This window comes from Roseococcus sp. SYP-B2431 (assembly GCF_004336745.1).
Lineage (GTDB): Bacteria > Pseudomonadota > Alphaproteobacteria > Acetobacterales > Acetobacteraceae > Roseococcus.
The window spans coordinates 480,839-496,037 of record NZ_SJXD01000022.1 but is presented as its reverse complement, the minus strand read 5'-3'; the positions used below and the strand labels follow the sequence as shown (position 1 = coordinate 496,037).

Annotated in this window: 15 protein-coding genes; 6 read left to right on the top strand and 9 right to left on the bottom strand. The window is 71.6% G+C overall.

All coding sequences use genetic code 11. The features are described 5' to 3' along the window. Window positions 1-25: 25 nt before the first annotated feature. The 4 genes from EJV46_RS10370 to EJV46_RS10355 all read right to left on the bottom strand — a co-directional run bounded on the left by EJV46_RS10370 (window position 26) and on the right by EJV46_RS10355 (window position 4,061). Window positions 26-775, bottom strand: coding sequence for an SDR family oxidoreductase (locus EJV46_RS10370; protein ID WP_131548547.1), 750 nt, complete (start codon window positions 773-775; stop codon window positions 26-28). Window positions 776-838: 63 nt separating this feature from the next. Next, window positions 839-1,570 carry a prephenate dehydrogenase gene (locus EJV46_RS10365; RefSeq protein ID WP_131548546.1) on the bottom strand — a complete coding sequence of 244 codons (732 nt, stop codon included), beginning with the start codon at window positions 1,568-1,570 and terminating at the stop codon, window positions 839-841. 182 nt (window positions 1,571-1,752) lie between these two features. After that, a complete protein-coding gene (locus EJV46_RS10360; RefSeq protein ID WP_131548545.1) occupies window positions 1,753-2,361 on the bottom strand; it encodes a DedA family protein in 609 nt (202 codons plus the stop codon). After that, window positions 2,358-4,061, bottom strand: coding sequence for a glycosyltransferase family 39 protein (locus EJV46_RS10355; RefSeq protein ID WP_131548544.1), 1,704 nt, complete (start codon window positions 4,059-4,061; stop codon window positions 2,358-2,360). Before EJV46_RS10355 ends, EJV46_RS10360 begins: the two co-directional genes overlap by 4 nt. 190 nt (window positions 4,062-4,251) lie before the next feature. On the opposite strand from EJV46_RS10355, the gene EJV46_RS10350 reads away from it, so the two are divergent. Then, complete coding sequence (locus EJV46_RS10350; RefSeq protein WP_131548543.1) at window positions 4,252-5,493, top strand: RsmB/NOP family class I SAM-dependent RNA methyltransferase; 1,242 nt, start codon at window positions 4,252-4,254, stop codon at window positions 5,491-5,493. Window position 5,494: 1 nt separating this feature from the next. Here the strand turns inward: EJV46_RS10350 and EJV46_RS10345 are convergent, their stop codons facing one another. From EJV46_RS10345 to EJV46_RS22785, 4 genes are all read right to left on the bottom strand, one after another. Further along, window positions 5,495-6,100, bottom strand: coding sequence for a glycine zipper family protein (locus tag EJV46_RS10345; protein ID WP_131548542.1), 606 nt, complete (start codon window positions 6,098-6,100; stop codon window positions 5,495-5,497). 107 nt (window positions 6,101-6,207) lie between these two features. After that, complete coding sequence (gene hpxZ / locus EJV46_RS10340; RefSeq protein WP_131548541.1) at window positions 6,208-6,597, bottom strand: oxalurate catabolism protein HpxZ; 390 nt, start codon at window positions 6,595-6,597, stop codon at window positions 6,208-6,210. After that, the gene (locus EJV46_RS10335; protein WP_131548540.1) at window positions 6,597-7,988 is read right to left on the bottom strand and encodes an AtzE family amidohydrolase; all 1,392 of its coding nucleotides are present in this window, start codon (window positions 7,986-7,988) and stop codon (window positions 6,597-6,599) included. The genes hpxZ and EJV46_RS10335 overlap by 1 nt, the downstream gene beginning before the upstream one ends. Continuing rightward, complete coding sequence (locus EJV46_RS22785; RefSeq protein ID WP_165585463.1) at window positions 7,985-8,179, bottom strand: DUF4089 domain-containing protein; 195 nt, start codon at window positions 8,177-8,179, stop codon at window positions 7,985-7,987. Before EJV46_RS22785 ends, EJV46_RS10335 begins: the two co-directional genes overlap by 4 nt. Before the next feature lie 172 nt (window positions 8,180-8,351). Between EJV46_RS22785 and EJV46_RS10325 the strand changes: the two genes are divergently transcribed. Both EJV46_RS10325 and EJV46_RS10320 read left to right on the top strand, forming a co-directional pair. Further along, the gene (locus tag EJV46_RS10325; RefSeq protein WP_131548538.1) at window positions 8,352-9,980 is read left to right on the top strand and encodes a lysine--tRNA ligase; all 1,629 of its coding nucleotides are present in this window, start codon (window positions 8,352-8,354) and stop codon (window positions 9,978-9,980) included. Then, a complete protein-coding gene (locus EJV46_RS10320; RefSeq protein ID WP_131548537.1) occupies window positions 9,977-11,893 on the top strand; it encodes a lysylphosphatidylglycerol synthase domain-containing protein in 1,917 nt (638 codons plus the stop codon). The genes EJV46_RS10325 and EJV46_RS10320 overlap by 4 nt, the downstream gene beginning before the upstream one ends. Window positions 11,894-11,972: 79 nt before the next feature. On the opposite strand, the gene EJV46_RS10315 is transcribed toward EJV46_RS10320, so the two are convergent. Further along, window positions 11,973-12,449 carry a hypothetical protein gene (locus EJV46_RS10315; RefSeq protein ID WP_131548536.1) on the bottom strand — a complete coding sequence of 159 codons (477 nt, stop codon included), beginning with the start codon at window positions 12,447-12,449 and terminating at the stop codon, window positions 11,973-11,975. 252 nt (window positions 12,450-12,701) lie between these two features. Here EJV46_RS10315 and EJV46_RS10310 point away from each other — a divergent pair, with 252 nt between their 5' ends. Genes EJV46_RS10310 through EJV46_RS10300 form a run of 3 tightly spaced genes read left to right on the top strand, consistent with a single transcriptional unit; the run spans window position 12,702 to window position 15,181 of the window. Further along, window positions 12,702-13,898 (top strand): MFS transporter, encoded by a 1,197-nt coding sequence (locus EJV46_RS10310; protein WP_240782501.1) that lies wholly within the window; start codon window positions 12,702-12,704, stop codon window positions 13,896-13,898. A 9-nt stretch (window positions 13,899-13,907) separates the two neighbouring features. Then, window positions 13,908-14,405: a molybdopterin-guanine dinucleotide biosynthesis protein B gene (gene mobB / locus EJV46_RS10305; RefSeq protein WP_131548535.1), complete on the top strand. Its 498-nt coding sequence runs from the start codon at window positions 13,908-13,910 to the stop codon at window positions 14,403-14,405. A 29-nt stretch (window positions 14,406-14,434) separates the two neighbouring features. Next, window positions 14,435-15,181: an enoyl-CoA hydratase-related protein gene (locus tag EJV46_RS10300; RefSeq protein ID WP_131548534.1), complete on the top strand. Its 747-nt coding sequence runs from the start codon at window positions 14,435-14,437 to the stop codon at window positions 15,179-15,181. The last annotated feature ends 18 nt before the right edge of the window (window positions 15,182-15,199 follow it).

Below are 15,199 nucleotides of genomic sequence, written 5' to 3'. Positions count from 1 at the left end.
TTGCATTTCTCTGACCTTCACCGCGTCAGAGGGTCCATCCCCCGTCGATCACCATGGCCTGCCCCGTGACGAAGGTGCTCTCGTCGCTGGCGAGGTAGACGACGAGCGCCGCCATCTCCTCGGCCGTCGCCAGCCGCCCCATCGCCTGCCGCGCGATGAAGGCGGCGCGGGACGCTTCCAGCCCGCCCGCCGCCGAGGCATTGGCCGCGATGCGGTCGCCGAGGCTCGGCGTGTCCACGGTGCCGGGGGCCAGGCAGTTGCAGCGCACGCCCTGCGTCACCGTATCGGCCGCGACGGCGCGTGTCATGCCCACCACGGCGGCCTTGGTCGTGCCGTAGACGAAGCGGTTGGGCGCGCCTTTGATGCTCGAGGCCGCCGAGGCCATGTTGATGATGCTGCCATGCCCGGCCGCCAGCATGCCCGGCAGCGCCGCGCGCAGGCAGCGCCACATGGCGCGCACATTCAGGTTGAAGGCGAAGTCCCACTCGTCCTCGGTGCAGGTCAGCGCCGTGTTCTGGTGCACGAAGCCGGCGCAGTTGAAGAGGATGTCGAGCGTGCCGGCGCCGGTGATGGCGGCCTCGACCGCCTTGTCGTCGAGCACGTCGAGCGCCTTCGTGGCGATGCCATGGGCGTCGAGGCCTGCGAGCTTGGCCCCATCCCGGTCGGTCGCGATCACCGTCGCGCCCTCGGCCGCCATGGCGATGGCGCTGGCGCGCCCGATCCCCTGCCCCGCCGCGGTCACGAAGGCCCGCTTGCCTGCCAGACGTCCAGCCATGTGTCCCTCCCCAGCTTCATTCGGCCTTGTTGCGGGCAGCTTCCGCGCGGGAGCGGCGCGGCGTCAACCACCGGCGAGCTCGGCGTCCAGCGCGGAGGCGAGGTCGAAGAAGCGCCGGCGGACTTCGGGCGCGTGCGGATTGCTGCGCTCGATGGCCTGGAAGACCTCGGGCGCGTCGTCGCGCACCATGGCCACGGCCTGCCGGATCAGCTCGAAGCTGCGGGTGGTCATCCGCGTCGGCAGGGGCTCCATCTGCACGAGCACCTTGGCGATGAGGTGGGTCAGGCCCTGGACCATCGCGGCCTCCCGGTCATGCGCCTCGGGCGTGGTCAGGATGACGTCGAGGCCCAGCACCTTCCGCAGGAAGGCGGCCACGCGCGGCCCGTTCCGGCCCCGGACCGGGCAGACGGCGATCTTGAGGCCGCGGATTCCGTCGCGGGCGCTTTGCGGCCCGAAGAGCGGGTGGGTCGCCACGATCTCGGCATGGTCGGGCAGGCCGAGACGCATCGCCTCGGCCGGGACCACCTTCACCGAGCCCACGTCCAGGACCAGCGCGCCCTGCCGCAGATGCGGCCCGACGGCGCGGACCGTCTCCGCGACGGCGCCGACGGGCGCGGCGAGGATCACGATCGGGCAGGAGGCGGCGGCCGGAAGATCGACCCGCGCCACGCCCTCCATTTCAGAGCCCGGCGCGGGGTCGTAGGCGCAGAGGGAGAAATGCGGCGCGAGATGCCGGGCCGTCAGCCGCCCGAAGGCGCCGAAGCCGATGATGCCGATATCGTTGTTCTGAAGCACGTCAGGCCCTCTGCAGAAGCTGCATGGCCAGCGGCATGTCGTGGGATCAACCGCTGGCGAGGCAGCGGTTGATGGATGACACGGATCACCCCGCCGCTAGGACAGCGGCGCGTAATACAGCCCGGAGAGGGGAAGGATCTTCGTCACGGGGTCAATGAACGCCAAGGCCGCGCCGGCGTCAATCAGCCTTCCTTCTTCCGCCGCCAGATGCGCCAGAGCTGCCAGAGGAACAGCACGCCCACCAGCAGGATCAGTCCCTTGCCGATCGGGTCGATCCAGGGCTCGAGCTGGTTGTAGCCCTCCTCCAGGATGTAGCCGACCATGGTCAGCGCGCCGACCCAGATGGCCGTGCCCGCCGTCGTCCAGGCATAGAAGGTTCTGCGCGGCATCTCGATGAGGCCGGCCGGGATCGAGATCACCGTGCGGATGCCGGGCATGATGCGGCCCAGGAACACCGCCAGCGGGCCCCAGCGGCGCAGCGTCTCCTCCGCCTTGTCGAGGTCGGCCGCATTCACGCCGATCCAGCGGCCGTACTTCTCGCACAGGCCCCGGGTGCGGGTCACGCCGAAGGCGCGCGCGAATTCGTACCAGAACATGTTGCCGACGATCGTGCCCGCGATTCCGGCCAGGATCACCAGCGTGACCGAGAGCTGCCCGCGCGCGGCGGCGAAGCCGGCGAAGGGCATGATGAGCTCGGAGGGGATCGGCGGGAACAGGTTCTCCAGGAACATCAGCCCGAAGACGCCGACATAGCCCGCGGCCGCGACCCAGCTCGTGACGAGGTCCATCATGGCGCGGCCACCCGGTAGAAGCGCAGCGTCACGCGGCGACCGCGCGTGTAGTTCAGACCATCCACGGAACCCATCTCCTCCAGGCGCAGCCCCAGCCGCGCGGCCTCGCGGCGGAAATCCGCCTCGGCACGATCACCCACCGCAACCACCCTGCCCGCATCGGCCGCCAGGAATATGGCCGCATCCTCGCCCCGGCGCAGCAGCTGCAGCCCGCCGCCGACATGGAACAGCGTCGAGGGCTCGGCATGGCCGGTGATGCCGAATTTTTGCGAGGGCAGGCCGGGCGTGCGCTCGGCCAGCAGCGCCTCGATCCGCGGCGCGATCCACAGCGCCTCGATGCGTGGGAAGGTCAGCTCCATCACGCTCACATAGACGGGGATGGCGGCGACGACGGCGAGGGCCGCGCTGCGCGCCCAACTCGCCCGGCTCATCTCCCGCCAGGCGAGCCAGATCAGCAGCGCCGCCGCCGGCAAGGCGAGCAGCGCGCCGAGGGGCTCATGCCCCGTGACGGCCCAGGTCAGCGCCACGGCCACCAGCGCGAGGCCCAGCGCCACGCCCGCCACGGCGAGCTTCGCGGCCCAGCGCAGCCAGCGCGGCGGCTCGCGGCGCAGCGGGTCCATGGCCCAGGCGGCGCCCAGCAGCATCAGGGCCGGGAAGGCGGGCAGGGTGTAGTGCGGCAGCTTCGTCGCCACCGCCTCGAAGACCAGCCAGGTCGGCACGATCCAGGCCAGCAGGAAGCGGGTGGCGGGCTTGCGCCGCTCGGCCCAGCTCTGGCGCAGCGCCAGGACCACCACGAACCCGGCCGGGAAGGCGGAGATCAGGAAGGTCAGGAGATAGTAGCCGGGCGGGCCCCAGTGCTTCTCGTCGCCGGAGCCGACCTTGCCCAGCATGTCGCCGCCGATGGCCTGGGAGAAGAAGCGGCCCTCGGTGGCGATGCCGATGGCGGTCATCCAGGGCAGCACGAGGAGCAGCATCAGCGGGATGCCCCAGGGGAGGCGCAGCGGGCGCAGCCAGGGGGCATGCAGCCAGCCGCCGCCGGCGCGGCGGTCGCAGAAGGCCAGGGTCAGCCCGGTCAGCAGCGGCACCATGGGCGCGATCGGGCCCTTCAGCAGGACGCCGATGCCGAGGATCACCCAGAAGGCCGCGGCCTTGAGCGCGGTAAAATGGTCCGGCCGGAGATAGGCCGAGCCGAAGAGGCCCATGGCAGCGGTGATGGTGGCGAGCAGGGCCGCATCCGTCTTGGCGATATGCGCCTCGACCATCAGCACCATGCAGCCCGCCAGCATGGCGGCGGCGAGCATCGCGGTGCGCCGGCCCACCAGCCCGCGGCCGAACTGGAAGGTGGCGAGGACCGCCAGGATGGCGCCCAGCAGCGAGGGGATGCGGTAGGCCCAGATCCCGCGGCGGTCGCCGAGGCCGGTCAGCTCCGCCATATGGACGCTGGCGGCCTGGGCCCAGTGGATGCCGATGGGCTTCTTGTTCCGCTCCTCCTCGCCGACGCGGATCTGCACGTAGTCGCCGGTCTCGACCATCTGCCGCGTGGCCTGGGCGAAGCGGCTCTCGTCGCGGTCGGTGGCGGGGATGGTGAAGAAGCCGGGCAGGTGCAGCGCCAGGCAGAGCAGCACCAGCACCAGCCGGGGCCAGCGCTGCGCCGCCCCGCTCGCCGTGTCGAGCCAGGAGTCCAGCCGCGTCGCGGTCATGTGATCCAGAGGGAACTGCGCGCGGAGAACCCGGCCGCAAAGCGGCCGGCGCCGCCCGACAGACAGCGCCGCCGGCGCATCAGCCGCGCGGCGGAGCCAAGCCCGCAGCGCGGGCACCCGGCGTATGAGGGCGGCATATGCATGGCGGCGCGTCTAGCATGTGGCAGGGCGCGCGGCCATAAACCGCCGGATGAGCATCTCCATTGGCATGTCCCCTGGCCGTCGCGTCGCCTCCCTGCTGCTGGAATCCGTGCTGGAGCAGCACCGCGCGATGGAGGAGGCGCTGGACGCCATCCCCTCGAATATCGAGGGGCGGGACAAGGCGGCGGGCCATCGCATCGCGGCGGCCGTGCTGCGCCGGATGGGCAGCCTCGACGCGGTGATGGAGCCCTGGCTGCGCCGCGCGCCGCCCAAGCCGGCCCAGCGCGCGCTGCGGATCGGGGCGGCGGAGCTGCTGCTGCTCGGCACGCCCCCGCATGCGGCCGTGTCCGCGGCCGTCTCGCTGGCCCCCAAGCCCCTGGCCGGGCTGGTGAACGCGGTGCTGCGGCGGGTGGCCGAGGCCGGTGCCGCGGCGCTGGAGGAGCTGGACGCCCGGCTCGACACGCCGGCCTGGCTCTGGACGAGCTGGCATGCGGCGCATGGCGCCGCGGTGCGGGCAATCGCCGCGGCGCACCGGCTCGAGGCGCCGCTGGATCTCTCGCTGAAGCCGGGCGCGGCGGCCCCCGAGGGGGCGGTGATGCTCCCCAACGGCACGGCGCGGCTGCCGGCCGGGACGCGGATCACCGAGCTGCCGGGCTTCGCCGAGGGGGATTTCTGGGCGCAGGACGCGGCGGCGGCCCTGCCGGCGAAGCTCCTGAACGTCCGGCCGGGCGAGCGCGTGGCCGATCTCTGCGCCGCGCCAGGCGGCAAGACGGCGCAGCTGGCGGCGCTGGGCGCCGAGGTCGTGGCGGTGGAGCGCGATTCAGGCCGCATGGGCCGGCTGCGCGAGAACATGGTGCGCCTGAAGCTCGCGCCGGAGCTGGTGAATGCCGATGTGCTGAAATGGCGGCCGGACGGCGCCTTCGACGCGATCCTGCTGGACGCGCCCTGCACCGCCACCGGGACCATCCGCCGGCATCCGGACCTGCCCTATCTCAAGCAGTCCAAAGACGTCGCGAAGCTCGCCGGTCAGCAGCGGCAATTGCTGGAAGCGGCGGCGAGGCTGCTGGGGCCGGGCGGCCGGCTGGTCTTCGCGACCTGCTCGCTGCAGGCCGAGGAGGGGGAGGCGCATCTGGCGCAGCTGCCGGAAGGGCTGCGGATCGACCCCATCCGCGACGAGGAGGTCCCGGAGATCGGCGCGACCCCGCGGGGCACGCTGCGCACCCGGCCCGACCTCTGGTCCGACCGGGGCGGGATGGACGGGTTCTTCGCCGTCCGCCTGGTGAAGGGCTGACCTACCAGCGCCGATAGTAAGGCCGTCCCCAGTATCCGCCGCGATAGCCCCAATAGCCGTATCCGCCGTAGAAGCCGACGCGGGGGCCATAATAATAGGGGTAGGGGCTGTACGGGTAGGCGTAGGGGTAATAGGGCGCCGCGTAGTAGGGCACCGAGGGCGGCGTCGCCGGCGCGGCCTGGATCGTGTTGCCATAGGCCGTCATGCACTGGGCATAGACCGTGTCGAAGCGGCCCTGCATCTCGTAGCCCGTGCCGGCCGCGGCATTGGCCCCGACCGCCCCGCCGGTGACGAGGCCGGCGCCCGCGCCGATGGCGGCCCCCGCGCCCGGATTGCCCGCCGCCGCACCGATCAGCGCGCCCGCGGCCGCGCCCACCGCCGTGCCCACGGCCGCGCTGCCCACCGCCGCATTCGTCGCCGCGGCCGAGGGGTTGGCGTAGCCGATGCTGGCGGCGGCATTCTGCTGGCAGGTCGCGTCCTCGCGCTGGAACTGCGCGTAGTCCTTGCCCTGGGGCGGCAGGGCCATGATGGTCGGCCCGGATGGCGGCGCAACGGTGCAGGCCGCCAGGCCAAGGCCCGCAAATCCCAGGAGAATTGCTTTCTTCATGGCGGTCCTCGTCAGCCGAATTGAGCGGAGGGCATATAGATCGGCAAACGTGGCGCAGGAGCGGCGGTTACAAAATTTCGCGGCCGGATCGGGCGCCCTCCGTCGGGCTAGCCAAGGCCCGGCGGCAGCAGCGACACATGGGCGGCGACGATCCGCCAGCCCTCCGGCCTGCGCAGCCAGGTGTGGCTCTGCCGGCCGACCCGGTCGGAGCCCTCGCGGACGAAAGTGGTATTGGCCGTGCCGAAGTCTCGCCCATAGGTGGTGATCACGGTGCGGAGCAGCCGTCGCGCCAGCCCCTGCGAGGGGCGGCTGGCGCGGAATTCGGCGATCTCGGCGTAGGAGAACAGGTTCTCGGTCGCGCCGAAGCGCAGCGTGTGCTCGTTCTTCCAGAAGAGCTCGTCCAGCACGGCCACGTCGTTGCTCACCAGCGCCTGTTCGTAGCGGTTGAAGGCCGCTGTGACCTCCGCATGGACCTCGGGGATGTTGATCTCGTGCATCAGTTCTTCCTCACGGGAGGCGCGGCGCAGACCCCCATCTTCTCCAGCGCGGCGGCCACGCGGAAGAGGGTCGCCTCCGCCCAGGGCGCGCCGATGAGCTGCACGCCGATGGGCAGGCCGCCCGGCGTGCCCAGCGCCACCGGATCGGCGAGGGGCGCCGCGACCACCGGCAGGCCGATGCAGGAGATGGGCTGGGTGTAGATGCCGAGATTGGGGCGAACCGGGATGTCCTCGCCATCGACCTCGATCAGCGCCTGGCCGATCTTCGGCGCCACGAAGGGGGTGGCCGGGGCGAGGATCACGTCCACCTCGGCGAAGAGCTTCAGCACCTCGGCGCGGTAGCGGGCGCGCAGCCGCTGCGCCTGCTGCACCCAATGGGCTGGCAGCAGGGCGCCGGCCAGGAAGCGGTCGCGCGTGGCGAAGTCGAAGTCCTGCGGGCGGGCGCACAGGTTCGCCATGTGCAGATTGGCGCCCTCCGCCATGGTGATGAGGAAGGCGGCGGCCCGGCCCTCCGCCGCATGGGGAATGGTGACGGTGCGGGTGGCGCCGAGCGCGCGTGCGACGACGGCGACGGCCGCGAAGGCCTCGGGATGGCCGCCCCTGGCGAAATGCCCGTCCGCGACGGCGATCCGCAGCCCGCCGATCTCCGCGTCGAGCCTTGCTGGCTGGATTCCGGGGAAGGCCTGGGCCGGATCCTCGGCATCCTCGCCCTGGAGGATGTTGTAGGCCAAAGCGAGGTCGGACAGCTCCCGCGCGAAGGGCCCGAGATGGTCGAAGGCGCCGACGAAGGGAAAGCTGCCGTGCCGCGAGAGCCGGCCATAGGTCGGCTTCACCCCCCAGATGCCGCAGAGCGAGGCCGGCACGCGGATGGAGCCGTTGGTGTCGCTGCCCAGCGCGATCGGCACCAGCCCCGCCGCCACCGCCGCCGCGCTTCCGCCCGAGGAGCCGCCGGCGATGCGGGTGGTGTCGTGCGGGTTGCGGGTGGGGCCGTCATGCGCGTTCTCGGTGGAGAAGCCATAGGCGTATTCGTCCATGTTCAGCGCGCCGAGCATGACGGCGCCGGCCTCCGTCAGCTTCCGGACCAGGAAGCCGTCGCGGGCGGCGGGCGGGCTGTCGCGCTCGATCTTGGAGCCCGCGAGGGTGGCGGTCCCCTCCAGGTCGAAGAGGTTCTTCACCGCCACCGGCACCCCCGCCAGCGGGCCCGGGTCGATGCCGGCCGCGACCCGGGCGTCCACCGCCGCGGCCTCGGCCCGGGCGCGGGCGGCGGTGACCTCGGTGAAGCAGTTGTGGAGCGGGTCGCGCGCGGCGATGTCGGCCAGCCGCTCCTCGGTGACCTCGATGGCTTTGCGCTTCCCCGAGCGGATCGCGGCGGCGAGGGCGGCGACGCTCACTTCGCCGGCCCCGCGACGAAGACCGGCGCCGGCTCGTCCTGCGGCGTGAGCGGGACGCTCTCCACGAGAGCGGCCATGCGCCTGGCCAGCGCCAGGTTCATCAGCACGCCGGGCAGATGCGCCTCTTGCAGCGGCAGCCCGAGGGCGGCGGCGACCTGCGGCGCGTAGGTGGCGAGGTCGAAATCGGACATGGGCTGGTCCCTCCAGCCCGATTGGGGCCCGAAGCCGGCCCGCGAAGGAAGGTGCAATCGGCCCTCCCCGCGCCGCGACCGGGCATCCCCTGCGCTTTGAGATGGCAGGCTTGCCGCCGCAATGGGCAGTGGCGCATTGACCACGGGTCCGCCCCCTGCCATCCCGAGGCCCATGTCCGCCGATCCATCGCTCCGCACCGTCCGCGCCTGGCCCTTCGAGGAAGCCGCCAAGCTCGCCGACCGCATGACCGCGACCGGGAAAAAAGAGGCGCTCTTCGAGACGGGCTACGGCCCCTCGGGCCTGCCGCATATCGGCACCTTCGGCGAGGTCGCGCGGACCAGCTGGGTGCGGAAGGCCTTCACCGAGCTGACCGGGCTGCCGTCCCGCCTGCTGGCCTTCAGCGACGACATGGACGGGCTGCGCAAGGTGCCGGACAATGTGCCGAACAAGGAGCTGCTGGCCGCGAATCTCGGCAAGCCGCTGACGCGCATCCCCGATCCCTTCGGCACCCACCCCAGCTTCGGCCAGCACAACAACGCGCGGCTGCGCAGCTTCCTCGACGAATTCGGCTTCGCCTACGAGTTCGCCTCCAGCACCGACTACTACGCCTCCGGCCGCTTCGACGCGGCGCTGCTGCGCATGCTCTCGCTGCACGAGGAGGTCCGGCAGGTGATCCTGCCCACGCTCGGCCCCGACCGCCGGGCCACCTATTCGCCCTTCCTGCCCATCCACCCGAAGACCGGCATCGTGATGCAGGTGCCGGTGGAGGAGACCCGCCCGGAGGCCGGCACCATCGTCTGGCGCGACCCGGACAGCGGCGAGGTTTTCGAGACTCCCGTCACCGGCGGCGCCTGCAAGGCGCAGTGGAAGGCCGACTGGGCGCTGCGCTGGCACGCGCTGGGTGTCGATTACGAGATGTCGGGGAAGGACCTGATCGACAGCGTCAAGCTCTCCTCGAAGATCTGCAAGGTGCTGGGCAGCGAGCCGCCGGTCTCCTTCACCTACGAGCTGTTCAACGACGCCCAGGGCCAGAAGATCAGCAAGAGCAAGGGCAACGGGCTCACCATCGAGCAATGGCTGGAATACGGCCCGCCCGAGAGCCTCGCCTGGTTCATGTTCGCCTCGCCGGGGAGCGCGAAGCGGCTGCACAAGGAGGTGATCCCGCGCGCCGTGGACGACTGGCTGGCGGGCCTCGGGAAGCTGCGCGACAACCCCGACCCGGCGAACCCCGCCTGGCACATCCATCGCGGCCAGGCGCCGAACTTCGCCCCGCCGCCGGTTTCCTACGCGACGCTGCTGAACCTCGCCGGCATCGCCAACACCGACGATCCCGACCGGCTCTGGGCCTATCTGCGGAGGTACCATCCGGGGCTGGCGCCGGAGGCCGAGCCGGTGCTCGACCGCATGGTCCGCAACGCCTGCGCCTTCTGGCGGGACTTCATCGCGCCGGAGCGGAGGTTCCGCGAGGCGACGGCGGAGGAGGCCGCGGCCATGCGCCGGCTCGTCGAGATCCTGCGCGACCGCGCGCCGGAATTCGAGGCGCTCCCCGCCGGCCCGCCGCGCGAGGCCGCGATGCAGGAGGCCGTCTACGATGCCGGCCGCGAGTTCCCCGCCTTCCAGACCCCCGCCAAGGATGGCGGCCGCCCCGGCGTGGGACGCGCCTGGTTCAGCGCGCTCTACGAGGTGCTGCTCGGCAAGTCGGAGGGGCCGCGCTTCGGCGGCACCATCGCCGTCATGGGCGTCGTCGAGGCCTGCGCGCTGATCGAGAACGCCCTGGCACGGGAAAGCGCCACGGCGTGAAAGCGCTGCTGCCGCTGCTGAAACGCCACGGCGCCACCGTCTTCGGGCTGATGCTTCTCGTGGCGGCCATCTGGGTCGTGCAGCGCGAGTTCCGCAATCTCTCCCTCGCCGACGTGACGCGGGCGATGGGCGAGATCCCGGTTGCCGCGCTCTGGCAGGGCGCGGGGCTGACGGTCGCGGCCTATCTGGTGCTGGCGGCCTATGACTGGCTGGGCGCGCGCTACGCCGGGCGGCCCTCCAGCTGGGGGCGGGCGCTGGTCGCCTCCTTCTGCGGCTACGCGCTCGCCCACAATCTCGGCTTCGCGGCGGTCTCGGGCGCAGCGGTGCGCTACCGGCTCTATTCGGCCTGGGGCTATTCGACGCTGGAGATCGGCAAGGTGATCGGCTTCACCTCGCTGACCTTCGGCCTGGGCGGCATGGCGCTGGGCGGCTGGGTGCTGATCCTGGAGCCGGAGGTGCTGCCCTGGCTCGGCACGCATCTGCCGCACTGGGCGCTGCAGTCGCTGGCGATCCCGCTCTTCGGCGTGGTGCTCTCCTACATCCTGCTGAGCCGCTTCCGCCGCACCGTCACCCTTTTCGGCCATGTAGTGGAGCTGCCGGGCACGTCCATGGCCATCGCGCAGAGCCTGCTCGCGACGGTGGACGTGGCGGTGACGGCGGCGATCTTCTACGTGCTGCTGCCGCCGGTGGAGGGGCTGACCTTCGTCCGCTTCGTCGGCATCTACCTCGCCTCCTATGCGGCGGGAATCGTGGCGAGCGTGCCGGGCGGCCTCGGCGTCTTCGACGCGGCGATCGTCATCGGCCTGGCACCCTATATGGGCGCGGCCGAGGTGGTGGGGGCGCTGCTGGTCTTCCGGCTCTACTACTACATCGTGCCGCTCTTCATCTCGGGCCTGCTCTTCGCGGGCTTCGAGATCAGCCAGCGGCGCGGGACGCTGGCGCGCTTCAGCGCGCTCGGCTCCGGCGCCATGCCGCTGGAGGTGCCGGTGCTGTCCGGCCTGGTGGCGCTGGGCGGCGCGCTGCTGATCTTCCTGGGCTCCCTGCCGGTGGACGAGCTGAAGGAATGGGCCGGCTACGAGGCCGCGATCGCCTCGCAATTCGCCGCCTCCCTGGTGGGCTCGCTGCTGATGGTGATGGCCTTCGGGCTGGCGCGGCGGCTCAACATCGCCTGGGGCGCCGCGCTGGTGCTGCTCGGCGCGGGCGCGTTCATCACCTGGCTGCGCAACGAAGCCTGGTGGACCTGGGGCATCTTCCTGCTGGTCACCGCCGTACTGGCCACCATGCGCCCGTCCTTCTACCGCAACAGCCGCCTGCGGGCGGAGCCGCTCTCGCAGGAGATGCTGCTGCCGTTCGCCGCCGTCGCGATCAGCGGCATGGCCCTCGCCCTCTTCGCCAATGCGAGCCGCCTGCAGGACGACTACTGGTGGGAGGTGGTGCTTTCGCCGGGCGCCCCGATCCAGCTGCGCTTCGCCGTCGGGGTCACGGCGCTGCTGCTGCTGGCGGGGCTGTTCCGTCTGCTGCGGCCGGCGCGCATCCGCCCGCTCCCGTATGACGACACGCAACGCGCCTCGCTGACCTCGCTGGGCGCCACCCTTCCCGCGACGGCCGATGGCGTGCTTTGGGGCGAGGGCGGCCTCGCCGGCTTCCCCTTCACCAAGGCCGGCGACATCTGGATCGGCCATGGCGATCCGGCGGGCGACATGCGCGACGCCGTCTCGGCCATCTGGCGCTTCCGCGACCTTTGCGAGCGGAACGGGGCGCGTGCGGCCTTCGTGGATGTGGGGCCGGCCTATCTGCGCATCTATGCCGATACGGGGCTGCAAACCCTACCCGAGCCCCGGGCGATTGGCCGCTACGTCGCCCTGCATGCCGAGCGGGACATGCAGGTGCTCATGGAGCATTGCGACGCCTGATCCTGCCCCGCGTTCGCCCGCAAGAGGCAGGCGGGTTGGGGAGGCGCCGCTCGGCGATGCCGCCGGAACGGATCGCCGTCTAACGCCGCAGCTGTTCCATGAAGCGCTGATGGGCCGCGTCGTTGATCGCGCGCTGCTGCGCCTGCTGGTTCTGGAACTGCTGGGCCTGCATGCGCTGCTGCTGCATGCGCTGGTTGTGATCCTGGGTCATCTGATTGGTCGAATATCCTTGGGCGGGGGCCATCGGCGCCTGGGGCATCTGCTGCTGATAAAGCGCCAGCACCTGTTGCGCGCCGGCGTTGAACACCTGGCAGGCCTGCATGTGGCCCTGCTGGCAGGCATTCTGCGCCTGCATCAACTGGCTGCCCATGTTCTGGAACTGCTGCACGGCGCCGCAGGCCTGGGGATTGCCCGCCTGGCACTGCAGGCCGGCCCCCTGGATCATCTGCATCAGCGGCCCCGCGACACGGGGGTCCAGGTTCTGGGCCGTGGCGGTCCCGAAGAGGAGGGCGGCGCCGAACACGCCGGCCGGCGCAGCCCATAGGCGCATGAGCATCACTGGAGATCTCCGCCCGAATTGGCGGCCATTATTCGGGATCGCACTTCGAAAATACACAGGAATCGGCCGGGCCCAGGCTGCCCAGGGCGCGAGGCGGTCCGCTCCACGGTTGAACCTGATCCCCGGAGGGAGGAAGATGGCCCACGGGAAACGCCGGGGGCCGAGAGCTGCCCGGGGATGCGACCTCCAGGACATGAAACCGTCTGATCGACGGCCGCTCTTGCGGCCGCCGCCGAGGTCCGTAACGCCTTGAACCAGCCCGCCACCCTTTCCAGCGCCCTGCCTGTCGGGCGTTCCATTGCCGGCCCGGGCCTCATCCTGCTGGCGCTTGCCATGGGCGGCTTCTCCATCGGCACGACCGAATTCGCGACGATGAGCCTGCTGCCGCAATTCGCCCCGGCGCTCGGCGTGGACGAGCCGATGGCCGGCCATGTCATCAGCGCCTATGCGCTGGGGGTCGTCGTGGGCGCGCCGCTGATCGCGGTGCTGGGCGCGCGGCTGCCGCGGCGCTCCCTGCTGGTGGGCCTGATGGCGGTCTTTGCCCTGGGCAACGGCCTCTCCGCCCTGGCGCCGGATTATGGCTGGATGCTGGCCTTCCGCGTCCTGAGCGGCCTGCCGCATGGCGCCTTCTTCGGCGTGGGCGCGCTGGTCGCCGCCTCGCTGGTTCCGCGCGAGCGGCGCGCTCAGGCCGTATCCCGCATGATGCTGGGGCTGACCCTCGCGACGGTCGTGGGCGTGCCGCTGGCCAATGGTATCGGCCAGCTCCTGGGGTGGCGCTGGGGCTTCGGGCTGGTGGCGCTCCTCGCGACGGCGACGGCGGCGCTGCTCCTCGCCTTCGTGCCGCATGAACCGGGCGACCGGAATGCAAGCCCCCTGCGCGAGCTCGGCGCGCTGCGCCGCCCCCAGGTCTGGCTGGCGCTGGGCACGGGCGCGATCGGCTTCGGCGGCCTCTTCGCGGTCTATACCTACCTCGCCACGACCTTGGTCGAGGTCACGGGCGTCTCGCCGGCCATGGTGCCGCCGGCGCTGGCCGTGCTGGGGATCGGGCTGACGCTGGGGAACCTGGCCTGCGCCTGGGCGGCCGATCGCGCGCAGATGCCGGCGGCGGCCCTCACGCTCCTCTTCGCGGCCGTGATGCTCGCGCTCTACGGCTGGGCGGCGCAGAACCTCTGGACCCTGCTGCCGGTGCTGCTGCTGATCGGCATGGGCGGCGGTCTGGGCGCCATCCTGCAGACGCGCCTGATGGACGTGGCCGGCGACGCGCAGACCCTGGCGGCGGCGCTGAACCATTCGGCCTTCAACACTGCCAATGCGCTGGGGCCCTGGCTGGGCGGGCTGGCGATCTCGGCCGGCTATGGCTGGACCTCGACGGGCTGGGTGGGCGCGGGCCTGGCTCTCGGCGGCCTCGCGATCTGGATGGTGTCCTGGCGGCTGGACCGGCGCTAGGCTCGCCCCATGAAAGTGATCGGACTGGCGGGATGGAGCGGCGCAGGCAAGACGACGCTCGTCATGCGCCTCATCCCCGCGCTGATCGCGCGCGGCGTCTCGGTCTCCACGGTGAAGCACGCGCATCATCATTTCGACGTCGATCAGCCCGGCAAGGACAGTTACGAGCACCGCCAGGCGGGCGCCGCGCAGGTGCTGGTCGCCTCCGCCCATCGATGGGCGCTGATGACCGAGCATCGCGGCGCGCCGGAGCCGGGGCTGGCGGAGCTGCTGGCGCGGCTGAACCCGGTGGATCTCGTGCTGGTCGAGGGCTTCAAGCGCGAGCCGGTGCCGAAGATCGAGATCTTCCGCGCCGCCAACGGCAAGCCTTACCTCTATCCCGGGGATCCGCTGATCCGCGCCGTCGCCTCGGATGGGAAGGTGCTGGAGGGCGCGCCGCCCTCCCTGCCCCTCGACGACACCGAGGCCATCGCCGAGGCAGCCCTACGCCACGCGGAAAACTTCTGATCTACTTGGGGGGAACGGGGGAGAAAGCCATGTCCGAACACGTGCTGACCGAACGCCACGACGCCGTGCTCACCATCCGCCTCAACCGGGCGGACAAGAAGAACGCGCTGACGCGGGCCATGTACAATGCCATGGGCGAGGCGCTGAGCCTGGCCGCGGTCGACGACAGCGTGCGCGTGGTGATGCTCGCCGGCGGCACGGATTTCACCGCCGGCAACGACATCAAGGATTTCGCCGCGGTGGGCGACCGGCCGGCGACGGAGCCCGGCGCCGCCTTCAACTTCCTGGAGAACATCGTCGGCTTCCCCAAGCCGGTGGTGGCGGCGGTGCGCGGCTATGCGGTCGGCATCGGCACGACCATGCTGCTCCATTGCGACGTGGTGGTGGCCAGCGAGACCGCGCGGCTGCAGATGCCCTTCACCAAGCTCGCCCTGGTGCCGGAGGCCGGCTCCTCGGTGCTGCTGCCGGCGCGCGTCGGCCCGGCGCGGGCGAATTGGTGGTTCCTCTCCGGCTCGCCCATCTCGGGTGCCGAGGCCGCCGCCGCCGGCCTGGCCTCGCGCGCCGTGCCCGACGACGAGGTCGAGCCCGTGGCGATGGAGATGGCCAGGACCCTCGCCGCCCTGCCGCCCGGCGCCGTGGCCGAGACCAAGCGGCTCATCAAGGCGCCGCATGCGGCGATGGTGGCGGAGGCCATGGCGGCGGAACGCGTCTCCTTCGCCGCGCAGCTCCGCACCCCCGAGGCGCAAGCCATCTTCGCCAGCTTCCTGAAGAAATAGGGCGGCGATGGCCGGCCC

Excerpts from the sequence above, each read along its gene's own strand:
- mobB (WP_131548535.1), top strand. The coding sequence starts at position 13,908 with ATGAAAGTGATCGGACTGGCGGGATGGAGCGGCGCAGGCAAGACGACG.
- EJV46_RS10370 (WP_131548547.1), bottom strand. The coding sequence starts at position 775 with ATGGCTGGACGTCTGGCAGGCAAGCGGGCCTTCGTGACCGCGGCGGGG.
- EJV46_RS10325 (WP_131548538.1), top strand. The coding sequence starts at position 8,352 with ATGTCCGCCGATCCATCGCTCCGCACCGTCCGCGCCTGGCCCTTCGAG.
- EJV46_RS10355 (WP_131548544.1), bottom strand. The coding sequence starts at position 4,061 with ATGACCGCGACGCGGCTGGACTCCTGGCTCGACACGGCGAGCGGGGCG.
- EJV46_RS10360 (WP_131548545.1), bottom strand. The coding sequence starts at position 2,361 with ATGATGGACCTCGTCACGAGCTGGGTCGCGGCCGCGGGCTATGTCGGC.
- EJV46_RS10345 (WP_131548542.1), bottom strand. The coding sequence starts at position 6,100 with ATGAAGAAAGCAATTCTCCTGGGATTTGCGGGCCTTGGCCTGGCGGCC.
- EJV46_RS10315 (WP_131548536.1), bottom strand. The coding sequence starts at position 12,449 with ATGCTCATGCGCCTATGGGCTGCGCCGGCCGGCGTGTTCGGCGCCGCC.
- hpxZ (WP_131548541.1), bottom strand. The coding sequence starts at position 6,597 with ATGCACGAGATCAACATCCCCGAGGTCCATGCGGAGGTCACAGCGGCC.
- EJV46_RS10350 (WP_131548543.1), top strand. The coding sequence starts at position 4,252 with ATGAGCATCTCCATTGGCATGTCCCCTGGCCGTCGCGTCGCCTCCCTG.
- EJV46_RS10300 (WP_131548534.1), top strand. The coding sequence starts at position 14,435 with ATGTCCGAACACGTGCTGACCGAACGCCACGACGCCGTGCTCACCATC.
- EJV46_RS22785 (WP_165585463.1), bottom strand. The coding sequence starts at position 8,179 with ATGTCCGATTTCGACCTCGCCACCTACGCGCCGCAGGTCGCCGCCGCC.